This window comes from Anaerotignum sp., assembly GCF_031981185.1.
GTDB lineage: Bacteria > Bacillota > Clostridia > Lachnospirales > Anaerotignaceae > Chakrabartyella.
The window spans coordinates 24,467-48,573 of the sequence record NZ_DALYUL010000001.1 but is presented as its reverse complement, the minus strand read 5'-3'; the positions used below and the strand labels follow the sequence as shown (position 1 = coordinate 48,573).

General features: G+C 39.6%; 25 protein-coding genes and 1 other annotated feature. Of the genes, 22 read left to right on the top strand and 3 right to left on the bottom strand.

The window, feature by feature from the left end:
* The 14 genes from RTK36_RS00210 to gdhA form a co-directional block, all read left to right on the top strand.
* A partial coding sequence (locus RTK36_RS00210) for a hypothetical protein (RefSeq protein WP_312043119.1) occupies nucleotides 1-414 on the top strand: 414 nt, incomplete at its 5' end.
* Nucleotides 415-556: 142 nt separating this feature from the next.
* Nucleotides 557-3,697, top strand: coding sequence for a murein biosynthesis integral membrane protein MurJ (gene murJ / locus RTK36_RS00205; RefSeq protein WP_312043116.1), 3,141 nt, complete (start codon nucleotides 557-559; stop codon nucleotides 3,695-3,697).
* Nucleotides 3,679-4,791, top strand: coding sequence for a glycosyltransferase (locus tag RTK36_RS00200; RefSeq protein WP_312043114.1), 1,113 nt, complete (start codon nucleotides 3,679-3,681; stop codon nucleotides 4,789-4,791). The genes murJ and RTK36_RS00200 overlap by 19 nt, the downstream gene beginning before the upstream one ends.
* Nucleotides 4,788-5,273, top strand: a complete 486-nt coding sequence (locus tag RTK36_RS00195) for a DUF4330 domain-containing protein (protein ID WP_312043112.1) — start codon at nucleotides 4,788-4,790, stop codon at nucleotides 5,271-5,273. The genes RTK36_RS00200 and RTK36_RS00195 overlap by 4 nt, the downstream gene beginning before the upstream one ends.
* Before the next feature lie 2 nt (nucleotides 5,274-5,275).
* Nucleotides 5,276-5,752, top strand: coding sequence for a DUF4330 family protein (locus RTK36_RS00190; RefSeq protein WP_312043109.1), 477 nt, complete (start codon nucleotides 5,276-5,278; stop codon nucleotides 5,750-5,752).
* Nucleotides 5,753-5,766: 14 nt separating this feature from the next.
* Nucleotides 5,767-8,010 (top strand): polysaccharide pyruvyl transferase CsaB, encoded by a 2,244-nt coding sequence (gene csaB, locus RTK36_RS00185; RefSeq protein ID WP_312043106.1) that lies wholly within the window; start codon nucleotides 5,767-5,769, stop codon nucleotides 8,008-8,010.
* Entirely contained in the window at nucleotides 8,007-8,738 is a 732-nt protein-coding gene (locus tag RTK36_RS00180; protein WP_312043103.1) for a WecB/TagA/CpsF family glycosyltransferase, read from the top strand. The genes csaB and RTK36_RS00180 overlap by 4 nt, the downstream gene beginning before the upstream one ends.
* A 4-nt stretch (nucleotides 8,739-8,742) precedes the next feature.
* Nucleotides 8,743-9,597, top strand: coding sequence for a YitT family protein (locus RTK36_RS00175; protein WP_312043101.1), 855 nt, complete (start codon nucleotides 8,743-8,745; stop codon nucleotides 9,595-9,597).
* 301 nt (nucleotides 9,598-9,898) lie between these two features.
* Nucleotides 9,899-10,990 (top strand): PucR family transcriptional regulator, encoded by a 1,092-nt coding sequence (locus tag RTK36_RS00170; RefSeq protein WP_256149406.1) that lies wholly within the window; start codon nucleotides 9,899-9,901, stop codon nucleotides 10,988-10,990.
* A gap of 312 nt (nucleotides 10,991-11,302) precedes the next feature.
* Nucleotides 11,303-11,989, top strand: a complete 687-nt coding sequence (gene ftsE, locus RTK36_RS00165) for a cell division ATP-binding protein FtsE (protein WP_312043099.1) — start codon at nucleotides 11,303-11,305, stop codon at nucleotides 11,987-11,989.
* Nucleotides 11,979-12,878, top strand: a complete 900-nt coding sequence (gene ftsX, locus RTK36_RS00160; RefSeq protein WP_312043096.1) for a permease-like cell division protein FtsX — start codon at nucleotides 11,979-11,981, stop codon at nucleotides 12,876-12,878. Before ftsE ends, ftsX begins: the two co-directional genes overlap by 11 nt.
* Before the next feature lie 184 nt (nucleotides 12,879-13,062).
* The gene (locus RTK36_RS00155) at nucleotides 13,063-14,253 is read left to right on the top strand and encodes a S41 family peptidase (protein WP_312043094.1); all 1,191 of its coding nucleotides are present in this window, start codon (nucleotides 13,063-13,065) and stop codon (nucleotides 14,251-14,253) included.
* Nucleotides 14,254-14,362: 109 nt separating this feature from the next.
* The gene (gene mreB, locus RTK36_RS00150; RefSeq protein WP_312043092.1) at nucleotides 14,363-15,406 is read left to right on the top strand and encodes a rod shape-determining protein MreB; all 1,044 of its coding nucleotides are present in this window, start codon (nucleotides 14,363-14,365) and stop codon (nucleotides 15,404-15,406) included.
* A 491-nt stretch (nucleotides 15,407-15,897) separates the two neighbouring features.
* A complete protein-coding gene (gene gdhA, locus RTK36_RS00145) occupies nucleotides 15,898-17,244 on the top strand; it encodes an NADP-specific glutamate dehydrogenase (protein WP_312043090.1) in 1,347 nt (448 codons plus the stop codon).
* Between the two features lie 731 nt (nucleotides 17,245-17,975).
* Here the strand turns inward: gdhA and RTK36_RS00140 are convergent.
* A complete protein-coding gene (locus RTK36_RS00140) occupies nucleotides 17,976-18,146 on the bottom strand; it encodes a 4Fe-4S binding protein (protein WP_312043088.1) in 171 nt (56 codons plus the stop codon).
* Between the two features lie 527 nt (nucleotides 18,147-18,673).
* Between RTK36_RS00140 and RTK36_RS00135 the strand changes: the two genes are divergently transcribed.
* The 8 genes from RTK36_RS00135 (at nucleotide 18,674) to rplL (ending at nucleotide 22,508) form a co-directional block, all read left to right on the top strand.
* Nucleotides 18,674-18,925, top strand: coding sequence for a TIGR03905 family TSCPD domain-containing protein (locus RTK36_RS00135; RefSeq protein ID WP_312043086.1), 252 nt, complete (start codon nucleotides 18,674-18,676; stop codon nucleotides 18,923-18,925).
* A gap of 140 nt (nucleotides 18,926-19,065) precedes the next feature.
* Entirely contained in the window at nucleotides 19,066-19,230 is a 165-nt protein-coding gene (rpmG, locus tag RTK36_RS00130) for a 50S ribosomal protein L33 (protein WP_256149453.1), read from the top strand.
* A 32-nt stretch (nucleotides 19,231-19,262) separates the two neighbouring features.
* Nucleotides 19,263-19,520, top strand: coding sequence for a preprotein translocase subunit SecE (gene secE, locus RTK36_RS00125; protein ID WP_312043084.1), 258 nt, complete (start codon nucleotides 19,263-19,265; stop codon nucleotides 19,518-19,520).
* Nucleotides 19,521-19,549: 29 nt separating this feature from the next.
* Entirely contained in the window at nucleotides 19,550-20,104 is a 555-nt protein-coding gene (gene nusG / locus RTK36_RS00120) for a transcription termination/antitermination protein NusG (protein WP_066052535.1), read from the top strand.
* An 82-nt stretch (nucleotides 20,105-20,186) separates the two neighbouring features.
* Nucleotides 20,187-20,612, top strand: a complete 426-nt coding sequence (gene rplK / locus RTK36_RS00115; RefSeq protein WP_312043082.1) for a 50S ribosomal protein L11 — start codon at nucleotides 20,187-20,189, stop codon at nucleotides 20,610-20,612.
* A 70-nt stretch (nucleotides 20,613-20,682) separates the two neighbouring features.
* A complete protein-coding gene (rplA, locus tag RTK36_RS00110) occupies nucleotides 20,683-21,378 on the top strand; it encodes a 50S ribosomal protein L1 (RefSeq protein ID WP_312043080.1) in 696 nt (231 codons plus the stop codon).
* A 57-nt stretch (nucleotides 21,379-21,435) separates the two neighbouring features.
* Nucleotides 21,436-21,556, top strand: a sequence feature (ribosomal protein L10 leader region).
* Nucleotides 21,557-21,577: 21 nt separating this feature from the next.
* The gene (gene rplJ, locus RTK36_RS00105; protein ID WP_312043078.1) at nucleotides 21,578-22,072 is read left to right on the top strand and encodes a 50S ribosomal protein L10; all 495 of its coding nucleotides are present in this window, start codon (nucleotides 21,578-21,580) and stop codon (nucleotides 22,070-22,072) included.
* A 67-nt stretch (nucleotides 22,073-22,139) separates the two neighbouring features.
* Nucleotides 22,140-22,508 carry a 50S ribosomal protein L7/L12 gene (gene rplL, locus RTK36_RS00100; protein WP_312043076.1) on the top strand — a complete coding sequence of 123 codons (369 nt, stop codon included), beginning with the start codon at nucleotides 22,140-22,142 and terminating at the stop codon, nucleotides 22,506-22,508.
* A 433-nt stretch (nucleotides 22,509-22,941) separates the two neighbouring features.
* Here the strand turns inward: rplL and RTK36_RS00095 are convergent, their stop codons facing one another.
* Together RTK36_RS00095 and RTK36_RS00090 are read right to left on the bottom strand one after the other, a co-directional pair.
* On the bottom strand, nucleotides 22,942-23,826 hold the full coding sequence (locus RTK36_RS00095) for a DMT family transporter (RefSeq protein WP_312043074.1): 885 nt from the start codon (nucleotides 23,824-23,826) through the stop codon (nucleotides 22,942-22,944).
* A 22-nt stretch (nucleotides 23,827-23,848) separates the two neighbouring features.
* Nucleotides 23,849-24,107: epoxyqueuosine reductase QueH (locus RTK36_RS00090; RefSeq protein WP_312043071.1), on the bottom strand; the 259-nt coding region annotated here is incomplete at its 5' end.

Sequence of the window (24,107 nt, the reverse complement as noted above, 5' to 3'; positions counted from 1 at the left end):
AATGGTGGGTATCGGTTCTTAAGCAGAGGCGGCACAAGCGTAGCTATGGTTTCTGCGGCAGGGGGAGGCATTCGTGCCACAAACCCTACCCAGTATGCAAGCTTAACCAGAGATTTGGATGCATCTAATAATGACACCATTGTTCTAATTATGGATAAAACGCCGGGAGATTTTAAATCTGCGGCTGAGACTTCGTATTTCCGTGGGATTTTGAATAAATATGTTGCCCAAGGCAAAACGGTATTTGTGGTATCCTGTTGTGGTACTTCCCAGTGGACAGCGGCAAAAGACGGTGTGCGTTATATCAATCTTCCCAATCTTTGGAAGACAGATGGTAGTGTAAATGGCAACTTTAGCATGTTGAAATTACGTGTTCAGGGCAAGGATACTTCTTATGAAATAGGTAAGGTATAATAATCTTTGAATTTTACAGTATTTATTGTAAAATTGGGCAAAATAAGGTAAGATTAGGTGGGTGGAGAATAATCTCTACCCATCTTGTGTGTCTGCAAAAAATTTTGCTTCCTTAAGGAAGCTTGTCTACAGGAGAACAATTATGTCACAAAAAGGCAATCAGGCAGTGAAAGCTGTCAGCTTTATGATGATGATAACATTGGCGGGGAAGGTTCTTGGCTTGGTTCGGGATCAATTACTCGCTGCAAATTATGGCTTGGGGATGCAGGCAGCGGCATTTTTGCTTGCCAGCCGCATTCCCCGGACTTTTTTTGATGCTGTTTTTGCTTCGGCAATTTCTGCAAGTTTTATTCCTATCTTTAACGAGTATCTACAAAAAAAAGGGAAGAAAGAAGCCTTTTCTCTTGCCAATCGTTTTGTTACCCTTATCACAGTAGTAACTTTTGTTTTAATGGTATTTGGCATTATCTTAGCTGAACAGTTTGTTTGGCTGTTTGCAAACGGTTTTGATAATGAAACGGCGCAGCTGTGTGCCTCCCTTGCTCGTATGCTTTTTCCTACCATTCTATTTACTGCCATTGCTTTCTCCTTTGTGGGGATTCTGCAATCCTTAGACGAATTTAATGTGCCTGCGGCAATCAGCGTGGCTTCCAACGCAATTATTATTGTATATTATATTTTTTTCAATAAAAAATATGGGATATATGGATTAACTGCGGCTTTTTTAATTGGTTGGGCAATGCAGGCATTTATTCAAATTCCGTCTTTACAGAAAAAAGGATATTGGTATCGCCCGGATTTCCATTTTCGAGACGAGGGATTGAAAAAAATCGGCAAGCTCATGCTTCCGGTTATGATTGCAACATGGGTACAACCCATCAATTTTATGATTAATTGTCGTTTTGCTTCTCAGCTTTCCAATGGTGAGAAGATGGTTTCGGTATTGGATTATGCCAATAACTTGTATACCATTATTGTGGGTGTGTTTGTTTTGGCCATTGCCAATTTAATTTTCCCCAAGCTTTCCCGTATTTCCAGTGACGAAAATCAGGAGGAGTTTGGAAGTACCGTAAAGGCTACTCTGCGGTCTATGATGTTTTTTCTGATTCCAATGATGATTGGTATCATGGCATTGAGTCATCCGCTAGTGGCACTGATTTATGAAAGGGGAGCTTTCGACGCTGAAGGAACTTATTTAACCTCTACAGCCCTATTCTTTTTCTCCCTTGGGGTTATTGGCTATGGTATACAGACTATTTTGAGCAGGGCTTTTTATGCAAATCAGGATGGTAAGACCCCATTTTATTCAGGGGTTGTATCGGTTTTGGTGAATGCAATTTTGAGCAAACTGTTATTAGAGCCTATGGGCGTTGGCGGTTTGGCACTGGCAGCTGCGGCTTCATCTACAGTTGCGGCAGTGTTGCTTTTGGTGCCAACGGTGAAAAATTACCCTGAAATAATAGATAAAAAGTTAATCATAAGCCTGGGTAAAATGGCGTTGAGCGCTGGGATCATGTTGGTTTTTGTATTGTCAAGTTTTCGCTTCCTTGAACCAAGAGTGGGTACAGGATTAATAGGACGGATCCTTGTTCTGGGTATTCCTGTGGTAATTGGTGGGACAGTTTATATGTTACTATCCTTTGCCTTGGGTATTGAGGAAGGCAAATTAGTATTTTCTCTATTGGGTAAGTTTATAAGCAGAGGAAAAACAGATTCTCAGAACAACCATAATGGAAGAACAGTAGAAGAACAGAAAGGATATATACGTATGATCCAAAGAGTTTCTTGGATGATTGAGGATAGCTTTTGCTTCCGTGTGTTGGAAAAAATCATAACTATAATTGTTCATCTGTGGATGGGTAGTTTGGTTTATGCATGCTACCGTAAAGTTAGCCAAGGCACTGGAAATGCTTTTTGGCAAAGCGGCATTCTTGGATTTTTTCGAGAAAATTGGGATGCATCTTTGGGGACATGGCATGGACTAATACCTAGAACATGGCACAGGCTGACAGTACTTTCTGGCAAAGCAGTGAAGGAAAAAAGGAATGCCTTTGCAATAGCCTTTGGTGAAAGCTTTTTCCTTAGGATTTTTAATCATAATTTTTTGATTTTATGTTTATGTGCCATTGTGTTTGCCATTCCCATTTTGCCCACAATGCTTTTGGCTTTACTTTGTTTTGGGACTTTAGGATTGTACGGCATTAACCTTTTCTTAGGGCGTATTCGTGTACAGCGGACAAGCTTGGTTAGTATATTTTTAGGACTGTTTGGTATTTGCTTGATTTATGGCAGCTTTACCAGTTATCATTTTCCCCGATCATTACAAGTCATGGCGATTTTCTTACTGTTTATGTCAATGTTTTTTGTTGCCAAGGACTGTATTGACACCGAAGAGAAATTGGATTTTGTTATTTTTGTTATGATTTCTACAGGGGTTTTGATCGCCCTTTATGCGGTTTATCAGTATGTTGTTGGGGTTGAAATGGATGCGGCTTGGGTAGATGCGGAAAGCTTTAATATTCAAACCCGTGCCTATGGTACCTTTAATAATCCCAATGTTTTAGGGGAATATTTGATCTTAATCGGCTCCCTTGCGGCAGGCATGCTTTGGAAGGTACGAAATTGGTTGGGAAGAATTTTTTACTTGGGTTGTTTTGGTGTGATTTGCTTAGGACTGTTTGCTACCAACTCCCGAGGGGCAATGCTTGGATTAATGCTTTCAGCAGGGCTCTTTGTGCTTTTGGCAGAGCGAAGACTTATTCCATTGGGATTAGCAGGGCTTGTTGCCATGCCATTTGTATTGCCTGCGTCTCTTTGGGCTAGGTTGGCAAGCTCAATTACCATGAGCGATTCATCTTCTCAATATCGCTTGTCTATTTATCAGGCAGGGGGAGAAATCGTTAAGCACTATTGGACAACGGGAATCGGAGTAGACGCTTTTAATCAGGTTTATCCGCTGTTTTCCTTTGAAGCGGCCAATGCATATCATGTTCACAATTTATTTTTGCAGGAATTTATTGAACTGGGAATACTGGGATTTGTAATTTTAATAGTCCTATTTCTGTTCTTCTTCCAAAAGCTTTATGGCAGTATGGTAAGAGTTCCTAAGCGATTTCACATGCTTTTGGCAGCCTTTTTCGGCGGTTTTGCTGGATTGCTGCTACAGGGAATGACGGACCATATTTGGTTTGATTATAGTATTGTTTTGCTGTTCTGGTGCTTTATGGGTATTGGCATGGCAAGCGTGAGAGTGGGTGAAAAGCAGTGGCAGAGAGAAAAATAAAAGTATTTCACGTTTTGACTGACCGCAATATCGGCGGAGCAGGAAGATGGCTACTGAATTATTTGAAGCATCATAATCGAGAGAGGTTTGACGTTTGGGTGATTTTGCCTGACGACAGTGCCCTTTACGCGGCGGTAACTGCATTGGATGTAGCAGTGATTCCCATGAAGGAGATGGAGGACAAATCCTTTGATAAAAAGGCAAAGAAACCCCTCTATGAACTTTTTAAGGAAGAAAAACCGGATATTGTTCATCCCCATGCCAGCTTAACAGCCAGAATGGCGGCGAAGCAAGCGAAAGTACCCAAGATTATCAATACAAAGCATTGTATGGAAGGGGAACCAGGTTCACTGGCAAAAAAAATTGCAAGAAGAACGCTGAATAAGTTGTACAGTGATACCATTATTGCTGTTAGCAAGGCAGTAAAACATAGTATGATTGCTGGCGGAACGGATCCAAAGCAGATTGTGGTTATTTACAACGGCATTGACGCCATTGAACCTATATCTTCTGGGGAAAGATGGGAAGTGCTTTCATCCTATGGGGGTGACCCACTAAAAAAAGCTGTAGGTATTGTGGCAAGGCTGGAAGAGGTAAAGGACCATAAGACTTTTTTGTTGGCAGTTCAGGAAATTCTAAAGCATCGGCAAGATTTTGCTTTTTATATAATCGGTGATGGAAGCTTGCGTGCATCCTTAGAGGATGAGGCAAGGGAAATGGGAATTTTAGGCCATTTATTTTTTACAGGATTTGTAAAGGATGTGGAAAAAATAGAAGCTGCACTAGACTTGAACGTAATTACGTCAAAGCATGAAGCGCTTTGTCTATCGGTTATTGAGTCCATGAGTGTGGGAATACCTGCTGTTGGTACGGACAGTGGCGGCGTGAATGAAGTAATCCGCCATGGTGAAAATGGTTATCTTGTTTCCGTGGGGGATTGGAAGGCTCTGGCAGAACGGATGATGGAGGTTTTTGAAGATGAGGAGAATTATCAAAAGCTTGCAATTCATGCCAAAGCTTGGGCGAGAGAGAACTTTACTGCCCGGAAAATGACGTCGAGAATTGAACGGCTCTATTTGGAGGAAGGAAAATGAAGAAAAACAGAAAGCTATTTGGGATATTCAATATTGTGGATATCATTTTGATTTTGCTTATCATTGTTGCAGGAGTACTTGGTTTTAAACTCCTTATGGGCGGTGGAAAGCAAGATACTTCTGCCACAAAAACATATACCTACGTTGTTGAGGGACGGGAAGTTCTAGCGGAAACTGCGGAGGCACCTGTGATTGACGGAAAAGTTTTTAACAGTTCCACTGGTGCATATTTGGGTGTTGCCAAAGAGGTAACCTCAGAACCTTATACGGAAGTGATTTTTAGCAAGGAAACAGGGGCTTATCAGAAATTGCCAGTTGAGGGATATAGCAATATCACCTTAACTGTAGCAGGAAATGGTACGGAAACGGAGAAGGATATTACCGTGGAAGGTACAACGGTAAAGGTTGGTATGGAGTTAAATGTAAAGGGCAAGGGATACGCCTTTAAGGGTATTGTTGTCGAAGTAAGGGACGGTGAATAGGGATGGCTAAAAGAAGACCAAATATCGTAGATATACTGATTATACTGACTTTAGTGGCTGTGGTTGCATTAGCTGTTCTGAAGACGGGGGTCATTAATCGGGTGGAATCCTCAGGGGTTGATGAAGAGACTGAGAAAACCACATATAGCGCTTTTATTGATAAGGTGCGTATGCCTACGGTGAAAGCACTTCATGAAGGTGATTTGATATTTGATGATAAAACAGGCATTTGCATTGGAGAAATCAAGGGAATCGAATACTCTCCTTTGTTCTACAATTTGCCCGATGGCAATGGCGGTATGGTTCGTGCCCAATATCCCGATTATTATAGAGTTAAGATGACTATTGATGGCTCTGTGATTGAAAAAGAAGATGGATATTTTGTGGATGGCGTGGTTGAGCTAAAAGTAAACTCGGAAATGGATGTCTTTACAAAGTATGCGAAGCCTACAATCAAGGTTACAAATATTGAAATGTGACAGGCGGGGTGGATATGAATTACAAAATATTAATGGCTTTAATGGGTTTAGAAATCGGCGGGGCGGAAACCCATGTGGTAGAGCTGTCAAAGGAATTGAAAAAGCAAGGATACGATATTATTGTGGCCTCCAATGGCGGTGTATACGAAAAAGAATTGGCTGAAGTTGGGATTAAACATTATAAAGTACCTATGCATCAGCGAAATGTATTTAAGATGATAAAATCTTACTTTTTACTGAGAAAAATTATTCGCAAGGAGAAGGTGGATATTGTTCATTCCCATGCAAGAATTCCCGGCTTTATCTGCGGATTATTATTTAAAAAAGAGAAATTTACCTTTGTTACTTCTGCGCACTGGGTTTTTTATACGGGGATGGGTTTGAAGTATTTGACCAACTGGGGGCAGAAGGTTGTTGCGGTCAGTGAAGATATACGCAGATATTTAATTGAAAATTACCATGTGCGTAATGAAGATATTTTTGTTACCATTAATGGGATTGATACAGAAAAGTTTTCTCCTCAAACAAATGGCAGTAAAGTGCGAGAGGAGTTTTCCTTGAAAGAAGAAGATCCTACGTTAGTCTATGTTAGCCGTATGGATGAAAGCCGTGCCCTGGTGGCAAAGCAGTTAATATCCCTTGCGCCTCAGCTTGCCAAGGCCATTCCCGGGCTTCGCATGATTCTTGTTGGTGGCGGCGATGTTTATAATGAGCTGTTGGAAAAAAGCAAAGAGGCAAACAAACTGATTGGAAGAAATTGTATTACAATGACTGGTGCTAGAACAGATATTAATGAGCTTGTAGCTGTTGGAGATGTTTTTGTGGGCGTTAGCCGCGCGGCGCTAGAAGCTATGGCTGGAGAAAAAACCACCATTGTTGCAGGTAACGAAGGCTATATCGGCATTTTCGGACGGGATAAGCTGGAGCTTGCCCAAGAAAATAATTTCTGTTGCCGTGGATGTGAATTATCTACAGAAAAGCAATTGTATCAAGATGTGGTTTATGCATTTAACCAGATGACCCCAGAGCAGCGTCAGCATGCAGGGGCTTATGGCAGAGAGGTTATTTTTCAATATTATTCTGTTACAAAAATGGCCTTGGATTGTGTGAAGGCTTATGAGAGAGCTTGGAAAGAAATGCATACACCTCAATACCATGTAGTTATGAGTGGTTATTATGGCTTTAACAATACTGGCGATGAGGCAATTATGATTTCCATGCACAAAAATATTCAGCAAATGGGTGACAATTATCACATTACCGTCCTTTCCAATAATCCCGTGGGAACAAGGGAAAAATATGGTATTGAAGCCGTATATCGTTTTGGCTTTTGGGAAGTTTTGCGTGCGGTGCGGGACTGTGATGTTTTATTAAGCGGCGGTGGTTCCCTATTGCAAGATAGCACTAGCACCCGCTCATTGATGTATTATCTTTCCATTACCGTTGCGGCAAAGCTTATGGGGAAAAGAGTAATGCTTTATGCCAACGGAATCGGCCCTGTATCGGGAAAAAGAAACAGGAGGTTGGTAAAGCAGGTAGTGAATCGTGCGGATTTGATTACCCTCAGAGAGGAAAACTCCTATGAAGAACTCCTTTCCATGGGAGTAAATCCGAAAAAGTGCTTTGTGACTGCCGACCCTGTATTTACCATGGAGAGCATTACAAAGGAAGAAGCAAAAAGGCTGCTGGAGGCGGAAGGTATTCCGTTGGACAAACCTCTGGTTGTGGTTTCAGTGCGTAACTGGCGAGAGATGGATCGGTTTATTGACCGTTTTGCCAAACTGTGTGATACCATTATTGAAAAAAACGATAGAACCATTGTCTTTTTGGCGATGCAAATGCCTAATGATATCACGGTGAGTGAAAAGGTTCGCAAGAAGATGAAACAAAATGCTTATATTTTGCATAACAACTATTCTCCTTACGAAGTGATGGGAATCATCAGTTTATCGAATTTTATTTTAAGCATGCGTCTACACACGCTGATATTTGCAGCACGGCAAAAAGTACCTTTGATTGGGTTTATTTATGACCCTAAAATTGAATATTATTTGGAAAAGCTGGAAATGCCTAGTGGCGGAAAGCTTAAGGAATTTGATATGGATAAAACACTGGAAATGGTGGATGATATTATTCATAATAGAGAAAAATATATTGAGATTTTAGAAGAGAAAGAGGCATTGCTGGAAGGGCAAGCGCACCAGAATGAGCAGTATCTTGCGAAGCTTTTGCGGCACGGAAGAGGGCGAAAAAAATGAGGAAATTAACACAGGTTTTAAATGTACCCTTTGATGCGGTTACGATGAAAGAAGCCATAGCGAGGGTGAAAATTCTTTTGAATACCGACGGGCAGCATTTTATCTGTACACCAAACCCGGAGATTGTGATGGAGGCTCAAAAGGATCAAGAGCTAATGTCTATTTTGCAGGAAGCAGATATGGTTGTGCCTGATGGAATCGGTGTTGTTTGGGCTTCTAAATACAGCTCTATACGGTTGAGGGAGCGAGTAGCGGGTTATGACTTAACCCAGAATCTTTTTTCTGAATTGGCCGAAACGGAGCATACCTTTTATTTTTTTGGCGGAGCCCCCGGTGTTGCCACGGAGGCGGCAAGAAAAATGACAAGGAAATATCCTGGGTTAAAAATTGTTGGGATACACAACGGATATTTTGATGGGAAAGAAGAAAAAAAGATAATTCATGACATAAAAAAACTATCTCCGTCCATACTGTTAGTAGGACTGGGAGCGCCCAAACAAGAAAAATGGATATATGAAAATATGCGTCTTTTTGGAGCTAAAGTTTCCATTGGCGTGGGCGGCAGTTTTGACGTAATGGCAGGCAATGTGAAGCGGGCGCCTAAAGTATTTCAAAAGCTTGGTTTGGAATGGTTTTACCGCCTCATTACACAACCTACTAGATGGCGAAGAATGATGCGCCTGCCTATGTTTGCTTTCACAGTCCTGAAAATGAGGAAGTGGAGATAATGTTATGTATGAAAAGAAAATAGAGGATATTGTATTAAGTATTTGCGGAACACTGCTTATGGCCATTGGCATTCAATGCTTTTTGGAACCGGCCCATTTGGTTGCCGGGGGAGTAACAGGTATCGGTATTATGCTCAATGCTTTTACATCGGCGCAGCTTGGATTCCCCACGCCCCTTTGGTTGGTGAATGCTGTATTGAACTTTCCTCTTTTTCTTGCAGCTTGGAAGATGCAGGGAGGTCGATTTGTTGGAAAAACAATTTTGACCTCTCTTTTATTTTCATTCATGCTTTTTTTGGTGCAGGATATTACCTTTTACACAGGTGATTATATGATATCCTCAGTGTATGGTGGTGCATTGGTGGGCATTGGGATTGGTATGGTTTTACGCTGTGGAGGAACAACTGGTGGAGTTGATTTAGCCGCTTACTTGATGCAAAAGGTTTGGCCTAGACCCTCTATTTCCAAAAAAATATTCATTATGGATGCTGTGGTTATTTCGGCAGGTATGCTTATGTTTGGTGGAATCAGCGGCTTGTATGCCATTCTCTCTGTTTTTATCACCGAAAGATGTACAAAATGGGTATTAGAAGGTGGAGATGTGGTTCGGGCTGCAATTGTCATTTCTGAGGATGCACAAGAAATAGCCAGTGTTTTAAACCTAAGATTAGCAAGGGATGCCGCTAAATTTTGTGGAGAAGGAAACCTTGGTGCCGACGAACGGGGAATCTTGTTTTGTATCTTTTCCCAAAAAGAGATCCAAGGAGCCAAAAGCATTATCATGAATATTGACCGAAACGCAATTTTGCTTGTTACCGATATTCGGGAAGTTTTAGGAGAGGGTATGACGCAAAAGTAAAAAATAACAGCAAATTTTTGCTTTTATTGTATCCGTTTCGGTACAAAAATTGAGCGTCTCAGACAGTTTAAATAAAAAAAAGTAGCTCTTTTTATGTAAAATTTAAATACAAAGAGATTTTGTATGTTTTTTTTGCAATTTCTCTTTATTTTTTTGTGATTATGTTATAAAATAGGATTAGGCTATTTTATCAATAGATGAGATGGTTTCTTTTCGGCATATTTTACAGTCTTTATGTTACTCAAAGGCTGATGTTTCAGGATAAAGAGAAATAAAAATACTAATTTGAGGAGAGAGGGCAATGATTTCCAATCAGATTTTGCAAAGCACAATTGATGGTTTAAAGAACATCACCCGTAAAGAACTAAGCGTGGTGGAAAAAGAAGGAAAAGTAATCGCCACAACCGAGGAAAACATGATTGGACGGCAGATTGATGCGGTGGAGAATTTTATTAGCTCCCCTGCGGAAAGTCAGTTGATTTTGGGCTATCAATATTTCAAAATCTATGACAATGGTGTGCCCGAGTACGTAATTCAGGTAAAGGGTGAGGATGAGGCCGGTTACCAGATTGGTAAAATTGCCTCTTTCCAAATTCAGAGTTTGCTGGTGGCTTACAAAGAAAGATACGATAAGGACAATTTTATTAAGAACTTGTTGCTCGATAATCTGCTTTTGGTGGATATCTACAGCCGTGCGAAAAAGCTACATATCGAAAACAATGTTCACCGTATTGTATATTTGATTGAAACAAATATCGATAAGGAAATGAATGTTGTTGAGATTGTGAGAAGCGTTTTCCCTGCAAAAACAAAGGATTTTGTGACAGCTGTGGATGAGCATAGTATCATTTTGGTAAAAGAGCTGAAGGATAAGGAGTCTGCCGATGACATTGACCGCTTTGCCAAGAGCGTGGAGGAAACCTTAAACGCCGAAACAAACAGCCGTGTTTATATTTCCAGCGGTACTATTGTGGGTGATTTGAAAGATGTTTCTCGTTCTTATAAAGAAGCGAAAATGGCTTTGGAAGTAGGCAAGATATTTGAGACCGATAAGTTTATTGTAAATTACGAAAAGCTTGGTATCGGCCGTCTGATTTATCAGTTGCCTCTGCCCCTTTGCCGCATGTTTATTAAGGAAGTTCTCCATGGTTTAACAATGGACGATTTTGATGATGAAACCTTGGCAACAGTGAATAAATTTTTTGAAAACAATCTGAATGTGTCTGAAACAAGCCGTCAGCTGTATATTCATAGAAACACTTTGGTTTACAGATTAGATAAGCTTCAGAAGATGACAGGGCTGGATTTAAGAAATTTTGATGATGCAATAATCTTCAAGATTACCTTAATGGTAAGTAAATACATGATATATATGGATAAGATGGTTTATTGATGAATCAAAAATAATATTGGAAATAAAGAGCAGATATTTTCCATTGGAGACGTTGGAAAACTATCTGCTTTTATTTTTATTTGGAAGTAACTAACAATTTTTTTGGCAAATAAAAATTTAGAGGAAATAAATGGATGAAAAATTACTTATTAACAAATATTTAATAATTTCCAAGAAGTCGAATGGTGGTTTAGGGTTGTTCGTATAGGCGTTTTATGCTATACTTTAGAATGCATTGTAAGGAAAAATGACGAAATATGAAATATTTGTTCATATTTTTTAAAATTTACTGGAAGAAAGGAAGATACGTTAATGATTTGGCTCAATAACGTAACGAAAACATATCCAAACGGATCCCGTGGAGTTGAAAACTTAAACTTACATATTGAAAAAGGAGATTTTGTGTTTATTGTTGGTTCCAGTGGCTCGGGTAAATCTACCCTGATTAAGCTGCTTTTAAAAGAACTGGAACCCTCAACAGGAGATATCACCATTAACCGAGTGAAAACAAATGAACTGAGCAGGAACCAAATTCCTTATCTTCGTCGTAATTTAGGTGTAGTGTTTCAGGATTTCCGTTTGTTGCCCAATAAAACCGTATATGAAAATGTTGCATTTGCCATGCGGGTAATTGAGGCGCCTAGCCGTATTATTCGCAGAAATGTTCCTGCAGTATTGGCGTTGGTTGGTCTTGGAAAAAAAGGGAGAAGTTTTCCCAATCAGCTTTCTGGTGGAGAGCAGCAAAGAACGGCATTGGCAAGGGCAATTGTGAACAATCCTCCCATTTTGATTTGTGATGAACCTACAGGGAACCTTGATCCTGAGACAGCTTGGGGCATTATGCAGTTATTAGATGATATCAATAAGCGTGGAACCACCATTGTAATGGCAACCCACGCAAGAGACATTGTGGATGATATGCAAAAGCGTGTTGTTACCTTAAAACAAGGACAAATTGTCAGAGATATTAAAAAAGGTGGGTATAGCGATGAGGCCTAGTACAATTAAATATTTTCTAAAAGAAGGCCTTAGCGGATTAAAGAAAAACCTGCTGATGACAGTGGCTTCCATTGTAGCGGTAATGGCCTGTATTTCCATAATGTCCTTCTCTTACTGTGTTGCATCGAATTTGCAGCACATTCTACAGCAGATGGAAGACTCCATTGGCATTTCTGTGTTTTTGGGGGGCAATCCTACTAGCCAGGAAATTGAGGAAATGAAGACAAAAATTTCTAAGATTGACCATGTATTGGATGTACAATATATTTCTCCTGGTGATGCGCTGGAAGCCTTAAAAAAGGATTGGGGCGCTGATGAGGATATTTTTGAAGGGCTGGATGAAACAAATAACCCCTTATCCCATTCGTTCCAAATTACTTTGGACAGCATTGATAATCAGGGCAGTGTATTGGCGACACTGAAAGGCATAGATGGTATTGACAATATTCGCCATGGTCAGACGGAAACAGAGCTGATCATGAAGGCCAACAAGGTATTTAATATTGCCAGTATTTTAGTCATGCTGGTTTTAGGTGTTATTTCTATTATGATTATTATGAATACCATCCGAATTTCTGTGGTTAACAGAAGGATTGAAATTAATATCATGAAATATGTAGGCGCCACCGACTGGTTTATCAGATGGCCGTTTATCATTGAAGGTGTAATCATTGGCTTGGTGGGGGCAGTCATTCCTTTATTAATTGGAATGCCCATTTATGCAAAGATTATCAGCTCACTGTATGGCTATTTCCCTGTAATTAAGATGGTACAATTTTTGCTTACAGGTGATATTTTTATTGTACTATTCCCAGTGGCGTTGGTCTTTGGCGTTCTTTTAGGTGTAATTGGCAGTGTGACCTCCATTCGTAAGCATTTACAGGTATAAAAATTGAAACCATCCAGGCGGAAAAGCTTTTGAGAAGGGCAGAGCGATGGCAATAAATTTGCAGGAGCAACTTTTCAAAAAAGAATGAGGCAGGATGGTTTTTTCATGAGAGTGATAGGGTATGTTTTTCACAAGCAATTCATAGGATAAAAGAAAGTCGTAGGAAAACGAGGCGAATGAATGAATGAAAAAGGATTTTTGGAAAGGGTTTGGCGCTGCAATAGCGGTGACGTTAGTATGTTCCATGGTGGGAAGGACTGCCCTTGTTCAACAATGGATACCCTGGCAGTATCTGCCTTTTGACATTGGTATGTCTAAGGCGGCAAAAATGGATGTGATTGAAGATTTTTTAGATAGATATTATGTGGATGACCTGGATAAGGATATGCTGGATGAAGGTATGTTTACAGGCTTGGTTGCCGGCGTTGGAGACAGGTATACATATTATATGACTGCGGATTATTTAGAAAAATATCTGCAGAACACAGGTGGGCATTTTGAGGGAATTGGTGTTACGGTTTATCAATCTGAAGATGGAGGCGTGGTTGTTTATTCATTAATGGAGGGATACCCTGCTCAAAAGGCAGGTGTTTTAGCCGGAGATATTATTAAAACTATTGACGGTGTGGATGTTACCGGCCTTACTTTGAACGATGTAGCGGAAAAAATGCGAGGACCTGTGGGTAGTGCGGTGAAAATAGATGTTTTAAGACCTTCCACAGGGGCCACCCAAACGTTTAACCTGAAAAGAGAAGACGTTATTATGAAAAGTGTTGAAAGTAGAATGTTAGATAAGGAAAAGGGATATATTCGTATCAGTGGTTTCAAAGAAAACACCTATGACCAGTTTATGGCAGCGTTAAAAGAATTGCAAGGGCAAGGAATGAAGGGGTTGGTTCTTGATTTAAGAAACAATCCTGGGGGCTTGGTTCGTTCTGTCTATTTGATCGGGGATGAACTTTTACCTAAAGGTGTTATGGTTTATACGGAGGATAAAGAAGGAAAACGGGAAGAGCTTATTTGTGATGACAAATATCTGAATATTCCCATGGTTGTCTTGGTGAATGGGAACAGCGCCAGTGCATCAGAGATTTTTGCCGGAGCAGCAAAGGACATGGGAGCTGCCACGTTGGTTGGAACCCAAACCTTCGGCAAAGGCTTAGTGCAACGTTTATTCACATTGCCTGATGGTTCCGGATTAAACATCACCATTCAAAAATATTTCACACCTAACGGAACCTCTATCCATGGTACAGGAATTACCCCAGATAAGGTGGTTGAACTGCCCCAGGGGTATGAAGATGCGAAAGAAATACCTGTGGCTGATGATACGCAGCTAAAAGAAGGAATTTCGGTTTTAGATGAGAAAATTTAGAGAAAAGGTAAAATAATGGTTTTTTTGTAAAAATACATCTTTTCAGAACAGTAGGTTTCCAGTATACTATAAGAATACAGAGAGTTTAGAGGGACAAAGGAGCGTCATCATGTTCAATTTTATGAGTTTTGGCGATAACATAGGAATAGACTTAGGTACAGCCAGCGTGCTGGTATACATCAAGGGTCAAGGAATTGTAATTCGCGAACCTTCAGTGGTTGCCATAGACAAAGATTCCAATAGCATTTTAGCGGTTGGGGAAGAAGCAAGACGAATGCTGGGGAGAACTCCGGGTAATATTGTTGCAATTCGTCCTTTAAGAGAAGGTGTTATATCTAATTTTGATGTAACGGAAAAAATGCTACAATATTTTATAGAAAAAGCCTTAGGAAAACGTTCTTTTGTAAAGCCAACCATTGCAGTATGCGTACCAAGCAGTGCAACGGAGGTAGAAAAACGCGCAGTTGAGGATGCAACAAGACAGGCGGGTGCGAGAAGGGTTCATATTATTGAAGAGCCCATAGCCGCAGCCATTGGTTCTGGCATAGATATTTCCAGAGCATGCGGAAGCATGGTGGTAGATATCGGCGGTGGAACCACAGATATTGCTGTTATTTCTTTGGGTGGTGCGGTAGTAAGCTACTCCTTAAAGATTGCCGGTGATAATTTCGATGATGCCATTATTCGCTATATGAGGAAAAAACATAATGTATTAATAGGTGAAAGAACAGCAGAAGACTTAAAAATTGAGATTGGTACAGTCTTTGAACGTTCTATGCCTGTAAGCATGGATGTGAGGGGTCGAAATTTAATTACGGGCTTGCCCAAAAATATTACAGTTACCTCAGATGAGATGATGGAAGCCCTGTTTGAATCAGCTTTGGCAATTTCTGATGCAGTACATGGTGTTTTGGAACGCACACCGCCTGAATTGGCCGCTGATATTTTTGAACGGGGAATTGTTATGACTGGGGGCGGCAGCTTACTATATGGCCTGGATAAACTCATTCAAAGTAAAACTGGCATAAATGCTATGGTTGCTGAGGATGCGGTTAGCTGTGTTGCAATTGGCACGGGAAGATATATTGAGTTTATGGCTGATACAATGGGCGAAGAAAGTAAAGGGAAAATGGGTTTTTTCAATAAAAAGTAAAAAGTTGTGCAATTATAAGAAAAATTCTTATAATTGCACTTTTTTGTGGAAATGATAACAGAAGAGGGGTAAAAGACAAAGCGCTTCTCAAACAACAGAGGAAATATATCGGGAAGAGAAAGGCATTGTTTTGGTAAAAAAACAGGTGTGGTGTAATGTCACTATAAAATTGATGTAAATTCAATGTTTTTTGTGTATATTTATGTCATAAAAGGCGAATTATATCAAAATAAATATTAAACGTTTTTTTGCATAATTCTAGGGCATAAAATTTGTGTAAAAATAAAGATAAAACTTCAAAAAAGTCCTACACAAAAGAAAAAAGTGTGTTATAATGTGAACGTAAAACAAGGTGATGGATGCTTTGTTGTGAAAATAAAAGAAGAAATTGCCAAGTTTTTTATGGAAAGATGCTTCAAAGGAGAAGTATTTTTTTAGGTCTTGCGTTAAAACAAAGTTAAAGAAAAGACAAATGTAGGAGGCAATGAGTTATGAACGCTTATATGGCAAGTGTAATCGAACAGGTTAAAAAACGTAATGCTGGTGAGCCCGAATTCATCCAGACAGTAGAAGAAGTATTTCACTCTATTGAAAAAGTAGTAGAAACACATCCTGAATATGAAAAAACAGGTTTGCTGGAAAGAATCGTAGAGCCTGAAAGAGCTATTTCTTTTAGAGTAACATGGGTTGATGACGCTGGCAAAGTGCAGGTTAACCGTGGTTTCAGAGTACAGTTTAGCAGTGCAATTGGACCTTACAAGGGCGGTCTTCGTTTCCATCCTTCCGTATACATTGGTATCATCAAGTTCCTTGGTTTTGAACAGATCTTCAAAAACAGCTTGACAGGTTTGCCTATCGGTGGTGGTAAAGGTGGTTCCGACTTCGATCCTAGAGGTAAGAGCGACATGGAAATCATGAGATTCTGCCAGGCTTTCATGACAGAGCTTTACAGACATATTGGTCCTGACGTTGACGTTCCTGCTGGCGATATCGGTGTTGGCGGCAGAGAAATTGGTTTCCTTTACGGACAGTATAAGAGAATCAAAGGCGTTTGGGAGAACGGTGTTCTCACAGGCAAGAACCTTGAATTTGGTGGTTCTTTAATTAGACCTGAAGCTACAGGCTTTGGTGCTACTTATTATGTAAATGAAGTATTGACTCATTTGGGTGATACAATGAAAGGCAAAACAGTAGCAATTTCCGGTTTCGGTAACGTTGCTTGGGGTGTTTGCCAGAAAGTAGCTGAATTGGGCGGTAAAGTTGTAACAATTTCCGGTCCTGACGGCTATGTATATGATCCTGATGGTGTTGTAACACCTGAAAAAATTGAGTATTTAGTTGAAATGAGAGTTTCTGGTCGTGACCGCGCTCAAGATTATGCTGACAAATTTGGTTGCAAGTTTGTTGCTAAGACAAAACCTTGGGAAGTTAAGGTTGATATCTGCATGCCTTGTGCAACACAGAATGAAATCAACATGGACGAAGCTCAGAAGATCATTGACAATGGCACAAAATACTACATCGAAGTTGCAAATATGCCTACAACAAACGAAGCGTTGACATACATCCAGAGCAAGGGCTTGGTTGTTGGACCTTCTAAGGCTGTAAATGCTGGTGGTGTAGCAGTTTCCGCATTGGAAATGGCTCAGAACTCCATGAGATACAACTGGTCTGCTGAAGAAGTAGACGAAAAGTTGAAAGGTATCATGAAGAACATTCACGCTGTATCTGTGGTAGCAGCTGAAGAATATGGCTTAGGCTATGACTTAGTAGCAGGCGCTAACATTGCAGGCTTCAAGAAAGTTGCTGCTGCTATGATGGCTCAAGGTTTGGTATAATAACCGAACAAAACAACAGGATGACAAGGGCGTCATTTCTGAGATGTAACAATTAAATCTGTTTATTTAAGGGTTAAACAGATGGGGAAGATGAAAAAATAGGTTGGTTCCTAATAGATTACCCCCCTGCAAAAATGCAGGGGGGTTTTTGCGTCTTTTACTTGTTGGAATTTAAAAAGTGTATTTTGATTGAATGAATGATAGAAGGAATATTTTTAAAATAAATGGTAGCAATATATATCTGATTCAAAATTAGAATGCTATGTATAAAAATGAATAAAGATGCGATGCTTAATTGAAGGGGTTGCATGCAAAATAGAATTAAAGGCATGTTTAAAAAGAGAGATACCTTTTATAAGTTTAGATGAATTGAAAAGAAACGTGATAGTTGAAAAAAATATAGTAAAAAATATATTTAATAGAAATTATATCGCAGTTAGAGAGATGCTTCAAAAACACGATTTAATTCTAAAGCAATTAAAAACATAATTTTGGGGAAAAGTATTAGCCGCTATGGAAAATGCTTTTGAAAGGAATCTACGAAAAATACAAAAAGGATTTCCAATTATTTTCTAGTTAGAAAGGCTACTAATTGAGGAAGATAGAACGATAGAGGTTAAAATTTCAAATTTAGATTTTTTGCATTGGTGTTGGAAATGAATTTTTTCATGGAATTTTATTATTTGATAAAATAAAAAAGTGGACATAAGCCCACCTTTTTAAGTAAATAATTATTCGGGTTTAATTGCACCTGTAGGACAGGCACCAACACATGTACCGCAATCGATGCATTCAGCAGCTTTAATTTCAAAAACACCGCCAGCGTCAACGATACAGCTTGTAGGACATTCGCCAGCACAAGCGCCACAACCGATACATTCAGGTCCGATTTTGTGAGCCATTATAAAACACCTCCTTCTTCATTCTACAAAGCCTATTGTATCTCAAAATATTACATTGTGCAAGGGATATTTAAAATTTGCAGTGAAAAAAACATAAAAAAATGTAATATTATACAAGAAATTTGAATTTACTTATGTATAGAATTTTCCGAAAGAATAGGAATTTATCAAGTTTTATCGACAAAATCTGTGATTGCTGTTGTCTAATCCGTTTTTTTGTCAAAGTATGATTGGTAGAAATTTTCACTGCAGAAAATTAGGAAGATGAAGCTCAGTTTTATGACTTTCTTCCTATAAAAAGGCCGCATTAAATTTAAGAAGTTTTTTGTAAACCATAGTGAAGTAACATGTCCCTTGGAAGGAGAAAATTATCGTTAGTGGGAAACTGGGTGTGGGTTGGAAAGCAGCATTAGCAGAATTGAGACTTTTAAAACCAGTATAAATAAGTGAGGAAGCTGAAAAATATTGAATTATGCCGGATTGTGTGATATGCTGTTACAATATTTGAAGAGCAAGGAGGACAGAGGATGCATTATAGCTATAATACGAAGGGGATTTGTGCCACGAAATTGGAATTTGATGTAGAAGATGGTGTGGTGAAAAACGTATCCTTTATTGGCGGCTGTGATGGCAACCATAAGGGCTTGGCAGCTTTGGCAGAGGGTATGACGCCGGACGAGGCTGCAAAGAGATTAAAGGGGATTTCTTGTGGGATGAGAAAAAGTAGCTGTCCTGATCAGTTGGCAGAGGCTTTAGAGGAGTTTATAAATAATCAATAACATATTTTGCAAATATTGCTTATTTTGCAGAAAAAAGTTGTATTTTCCATGAATTGTTGTTGACAATTGGAATAGACTTGTGTTATTCTGAACTAGAAGACGCAGGTCTTTTTTTTATGTACAAAAAAATATCATCAGCAATGGAGGTGGAGAGCTTGAGAACAAGAATTACCTTAGCCTGCACAGAGTGCAAACAAAGAAATTACAGCACTACCAAGGACAAGAAAACTATGCCTGACAGAATGGAAATCAAAAAGTATTGTAAGTTCTGTAAAGCCCATACATTACACAAGGAAACAAAGTAAGTAGGGGAAATTCCGACAAAGGAAGTGAACGTATGGAAGAAAAACAAAGCATTAACCAAACGAGCGAAACGAAACAAGCAAAGCCGAAGCAAGTTAAGAAAAACAGTGACAGAGATGGCTTCGCGGAGTACAAGGCTGAATTTAAAAAAATTATTTGGCCCAGCCGTCCTGAAATTGCGAAGAAAACGTTTACCGTTATTGTTACTTCCCTAATTCTCGGTGTTCTCATTTTTTGTATGGATTCGGTATTCTCAGCCGGATACAGTGCGATTATCGGACTTTTGGGTTAAGACAAATCGAGTAGAAAAAGGATGGTATTATGTCTGAAGAAATCAACAAGCCAGAAGAAATCAAAATATCTGCCGAATCAAAATGGTACGTTGTACATACCTATTCTGGGTATGAAAACAAAGTAAAGGCCAATATTGAAAAGACAGTTGAAAACAGAGGCATGCAAGATCAAATTCATGAGATTAGTGTACCTTTGCAGGATGTTGTGGAGATTAAGGACGGACAGAAGAAAACTGTTCAGCGCAAGGTCTTTCCCGGCTATGTGCTGATAAAAATGATTATGAACGATGAAACATGGTATGTAGTCAGAAACACAAGAGGTGTTACAAGTTTTGTTGGCCCCGGTTCCAAGCCTGTGCCTTTGACCGATATGGAAGTTAGAGCTATGGGTATTGGTGGCGAGGTGGAAAATCTGGATATAGCATTGGGCGAACCTGTCCGTGTTGTTTCTGGACCTTTTGCGGATTCTGTTGGTCAGATTAAAGAAATCAATACCAATAAGAAAATCGTTGTGGTCAGTCTTTCCATCTTCGGCAGAGAAACACCGGTTGAGCTTGATTTCACTCAGATCACCAAGATTTAAAGTCAACGTTTCATAAGGCGGCAAGCCGCCAGGTGGGAGGGAAAATCCCCGCTAATTACCACATTTATAGGAGGTGCCAATCATGGCAAAGAAGGTAACAGGTTATATCAAATTACAGATTCCAGCAGCGAAGGCAACACCCGCTCCTCCTGTTGGTCCTGCGTTAGGTCAGCATGGTGTAAATATCATGGGCTTTTGTAAAGAATTTAATGAAAGAACAGCTTCTCAGGCAGGTTTAATTATTCCTGTTGTTATTACTGTATATCAGGATAGAAGCTACACTTTCATTACAAAAACACCCCCTGCAGCTGTTCTTTTGAAGAAGGCTTGCGGTATTGAATCCGGTTCCGGTGTACCCAATAAGACAAAAGTTGCTAAAGTTTCCAAAGCTAAAGTTATGGAAATTGCAGAGATGAAAATGCCTGACTTGAATGCAGCCAATATTGATACTGCATACAGCATGATTTGCGGTACAGCAAGAAGCATGGGTATCGTTGTTGAAGAATAATAGCCGACTGATTTGACGGCAGAAGTGGGAGGGAATTCTCCCGATATTACCACATAAGGAGGTCACGAAAGTGAAAAGAGGAAAAAAATATAACGAGGTTACAAAACTCGTTGATAAGGCAATGCTTTACGATACAAATGACGCAATCGATTTAGTTCAGAAAACAACTGTAACTAAGTTCGATGCAACAGTAGAGGCGCATATTCGTTTGGGTGTTGACAGCAGACATGCTGATCAGCAGGTTCGTGGTGCTGTTGTTCTTCCACACGGTACAGGCAAAACAGTTCGTGTATTGGTATTCGCAAAAGGTGATAAAGCAGAAGAAGCTTTAGCAGCTGGCGCAGATTTCGTAGGAGCAGAAGATTTGATCCCCAAAATCCAGAATGAAAACTGGTTTGGTTTTGATGTTGCTGTTGCAACACCTGACATGATGGGTGTTGTTGGTCGTTTAGGCCGTGTATTGGGTCCCAAGGGCTTGATGCCTAACCCCAAGGCTGGCACTGTAACTATGGATGTTACAAAGGCTATTAACGATATTAAAGCAGGTAAGATTGAATACCGTTTGGACAAGACAAATATCATTCATGTTCCTGTAGGTAAGGTATCTTTTGGTTCCGATAAGCTGGAAGAAAACTTCCAGACGCTGATGAGTGCTATCATAAAAGCAAAACCTTCCGCAGCAAAGGGTCAGTATTTAAAGAGTGTAGTTTTATCTACAACAATGGGCCCTGGTGTAAAGGTTAACCCTGCGAAAATTTCTGAGTAATCTCGAAAAAAGCTATTGACGGATGCTTGGTTATTTAGTATAATAAACAAGTTGAAAAGAAAAAACCGAATAGTGCCGTAGACAGCAGGTGCATTTGCATAAATCCTGCCGAGGAGATTGCTGAAATTGAGCTATAAGCCTCTTTGTCTATGTGCAAAGAGGCTTTCTTTATCTATAAAGGATTTAAGGAGGTGTAAACATGGCAAAGATTGAACAGAAGCAGGTTGTCGTTAATGAAATCAAAGAAAAGCTGGAAAAAGCGGCTTCCGTAGTAATGGTAGACGCAAGAGGCTTGACTGTTGATCAGGACACAGTTCTTAGAAAGCAGCTGAGAGAAGCAGGTGTTGACTATAAAGTTTACAAAAACACAATGGTGCACTTTGCAATTCAAGGTACACAGTTTGAAGGTTTGGATCAGTATCTGTCCGGCCCTAGTGCATTTGCATTCAGCTATGGCGAAGCTACTGCAGCAGCAGCAATTTTGAACAAAATTGCGAAAGATGCAAAGGCTTTGGAATTTAAAGCTGGTGTAGTTGAAGGCGTTGTATATGACGCTGAAGGTATGAAGCTCGTTGCTGATATCCCTTCCAAAGATGTGTTGCTTTCCAAACTTTTGGGCAGCTTCAAGAGCCCTATGTCCTCTTTCGCACGCGTTATCGATCAGATCGCAAAGAAAGATGCGGCAGCAGAATAATCAATCAAAAAAATTACCTATTTGATAAAATTGGGTATATACAAAAATTAATCGGAGGTGCTTTAAAATGGCAAAATTAACAATTGAAGAAATTATTGCAGCTGTAAAAGAACTTACAGTATTAGAACTGAATGACTTGGTAAAGGCAGCAGAAGAAGAATTCGGCGTATCCGCAGCAGCTGGTGTAGCAGTAGCAGCTGGCCCTGCAGCAGCAGCTGAAGAAAAAACAGAATTCGACGTTGAATTGACAGAGGTTGGCTCTGAAAAGATCAAAGTTATTAAGGTTGTTCGTGAAGTAACAGGCCTTGGTTTGAAAGAAGCTAAGGAAGCTGTAGACGGCGCTCCTAAGGTTCTTAAAGAACAGGCTTCCAAAGAAGAAGCTGAAGCTATTAAAGTTAAGTTGGAAGAAGTAGGCGCAAAGGTTACATTGAAGTAATTAAAAGCCAGAATAAAACCCCGAAAACATTATGTTTTCGGGGTTTTTTGTTTGTGAACATATTAAAAAGGTACAGGAGAAAATAAAAGAGCTTTCAGCTAATGTTTAAATTTTTTTCCTTGAATAGTCTTTTATAGTTTCATAGGATCTGTTTGCTTCTGTTGAAATGAAACGCCAAAAAAACAAAAGAAGCTTTGTGGCTTTGGGAATTGGTGCAACCTGTATTTTGCTGTGGATAAATAATTCAGGGATAGAAATTATATTTTGTTACAGGAGAAAAAGCAATAATAGGATGTAAGGGGTTCGGTTCTCCTGTTACATAAGCAAGAGATACAACCATAAATTTATGTGCTTATAAACAGGAAGCAAAGGTAAAAAAATAAAAAGTGCACAGTAAATAAGATTTCATGTGCACTTCTAAATCATTACTTTTTTATTTCGTAAGTACTTCCTTGCCTTTGTGAAAATGTTCGTTTAAATATAAAAACATTGCCAATGCTGTTCCGCAAATAATAAAATAGCCAAACCAACTATATATATCGGGGATTTGACCGAAAAAAACAAAACCCAAAAAAGCGGCAAAGGGAATCTGGGAGTAGTCAAAAACAGATATTTCCTTTGCTGGGGCGTAGCAGTAAGCAGCAGTGATACCAAATTGTCCCCCTGTGGCTGCAAGGCCTGTAAGAAGCAACATGGCTGCCTGGTGAAGGCTCATGGGATGAAATTGAAAGACTAGGTAAGGTAGTGTTACCAAACAAGAAAAGGCAGAAAAAAAGAACACGATTACGCCTCCCTGTACACCTTTTTTACCCATGGCCCGCACGAATGTATAAGCCGCTCCCGCACAGATGCCGCCGAAAAGGCCAACAAAAGCAGGAAGGGAGTCTAAATTTAGGCCAGTGGGCTTAATTACAAAAATTGCACCGATAAAAGCAACGATAATTGAGGAAAGTTGAAATAGATTAATTTTTTCCTTTAAAAACAAAAGGGCAAATAAAACGCAAAAAAACGGTGACATTTTATTAAGTAAAGACGCATCCGAAAGTAACATATGGTCTACGGCGTAAAAATTACATACGATGCCAATGGTACCAAATACGGAACGATAGAACAAATATCTCTTGGACTCTTTATCTAAAGAAACAACGGGCTTTTCCTTAATTAAGATTGCAAGGGCAAACAGCATAGCAACAAAATTACGAAAAAAGCTCTTTTGAATTGATGGTAAATCCCCCGCCAGATGGACAAAAAGATTCATCAAGGCGAAAGAAAAGGAGGACAGGATGATGCATAAGATGCCCTTTTGACGTTGACTCATATTTACAGATCCTTTCTATGTTTCAATTTTGGGAATTCTGGGTAGAATTACCATGACTGCGCAGTTCTGCCTCCAGTTTTGAATAGGGACACCCGCAATAATCCTGACGGTAAAGACCATAAATTTGGGATAATTGACACGAGCGGCGATAGCCATCCCGTTTTTTAAAGTCTGAAAATAAATAAGGTATATCATATTCTTCTGATAATTCCTTGCCGATTTGATTCAGTGCTTGAGCATCCTTATGGGGGCTAATGCTAAGGGTGGTTGTGAAGTAATCA

What these genes read in the sequence shown, in the direction of transcription:
- murJ (WP_312043116.1), top strand. Translation starts at nt 557, where the DNA reads ATGTCACAAAAAGGCAATCAGGCAGTGAAAGCTGTCAGCTTTATGATG.
- RTK36_RS00195 (WP_312043112.1), top strand. Translation starts at nt 4,788, where the DNA reads ATGAAGAAAAACAGAAAGCTATTTGGGATATTCAATATTGTGGATATC.
- RTK36_RS00190 (WP_312043109.1), top strand. Translation starts at nt 5,276, where the DNA reads ATGGCTAAAAGAAGACCAAATATCGTAGATATACTGATTATACTGACT.
- csaB (WP_312043106.1), top strand. Translation starts at nt 5,767, where the DNA reads ATGAATTACAAAATATTAATGGCTTTAATGGGTTTAGAAATCGGCGGG.
- RTK36_RS00180 (WP_312043103.1), top strand. Translation starts at nt 8,007, where the DNA reads ATGAGGAAATTAACACAGGTTTTAAATGTACCCTTTGATGCGGTTACG.
- RTK36_RS00175 (WP_312043101.1), top strand. Translation starts at nt 8,743, where the DNA reads ATGTATGAAAAGAAAATAGAGGATATTGTATTAAGTATTTGCGGAACA.
- RTK36_RS00170 (WP_256149406.1), top strand. Translation starts at nt 9,899, where the DNA reads ATGATTTCCAATCAGATTTTGCAAAGCACAATTGATGGTTTAAAGAAC.
- ftsE (WP_312043099.1), top strand. Translation starts at nt 11,303, where the DNA reads ATGATTTGGCTCAATAACGTAACGAAAACATATCCAAACGGATCCCGT.
- ftsX (WP_312043096.1), top strand. Translation starts at nt 11,979, where the DNA reads ATGAGGCCTAGTACAATTAAATATTTTCTAAAAGAAGGCCTTAGCGGA.
- RTK36_RS00155 (WP_312043094.1), top strand. Translation starts at nt 13,063, where the DNA reads ATGAAAAAGGATTTTTGGAAAGGGTTTGGCGCTGCAATAGCGGTGACG.
- mreB (WP_312043092.1), top strand. Translation starts at nt 14,363, where the DNA reads ATGTTCAATTTTATGAGTTTTGGCGATAACATAGGAATAGACTTAGGT.
- gdhA (WP_312043090.1), top strand. Translation starts at nt 15,898, where the DNA reads ATGAACGCTTATATGGCAAGTGTAATCGAACAGGTTAAAAAACGTAAT.
- RTK36_RS00140 (WP_312043088.1), bottom strand. Translation starts at nt 18,146, where the DNA reads ATGGCTCACAAAATCGGACCTGAATGTATCGGTTGTGGCGCTTGTGCT.
- RTK36_RS00135 (WP_312043086.1), top strand. Translation starts at nt 18,674, where the DNA reads ATGCATTATAGCTATAATACGAAGGGGATTTGTGCCACGAAATTGGAA.
- rpmG (WP_256149453.1), top strand. Translation starts at nt 19,066, where the DNA reads ATGGAGGTGGAGAGCTTGAGAACAAGAATTACCTTAGCCTGCACAGAG.
- secE (WP_312043084.1), top strand. Translation starts at nt 19,263, where the DNA reads ATGGAAGAAAAACAAAGCATTAACCAAACGAGCGAAACGAAACAAGCA.
- nusG (WP_066052535.1), top strand. Translation starts at nt 19,550, where the DNA reads ATGTCTGAAGAAATCAACAAGCCAGAAGAAATCAAAATATCTGCCGAA.
- rplK (WP_312043082.1), top strand. Translation starts at nt 20,187, where the DNA reads ATGGCAAAGAAGGTAACAGGTTATATCAAATTACAGATTCCAGCAGCG.
- rplJ (WP_312043078.1), top strand. Translation starts at nt 21,578, where the DNA reads ATGGCAAAGATTGAACAGAAGCAGGTTGTCGTTAATGAAATCAAAGAA.
- rplL (WP_312043076.1), top strand. Translation starts at nt 22,140, where the DNA reads ATGGCAAAATTAACAATTGAAGAAATTATTGCAGCTGTAAAAGAACTT.
- RTK36_RS00095 (WP_312043074.1), bottom strand. Translation starts at nt 23,826, where the DNA reads ATGAGTCAACGTCAAAAGGGCATCTTATGCATCATCCTGTCCTCCTTT.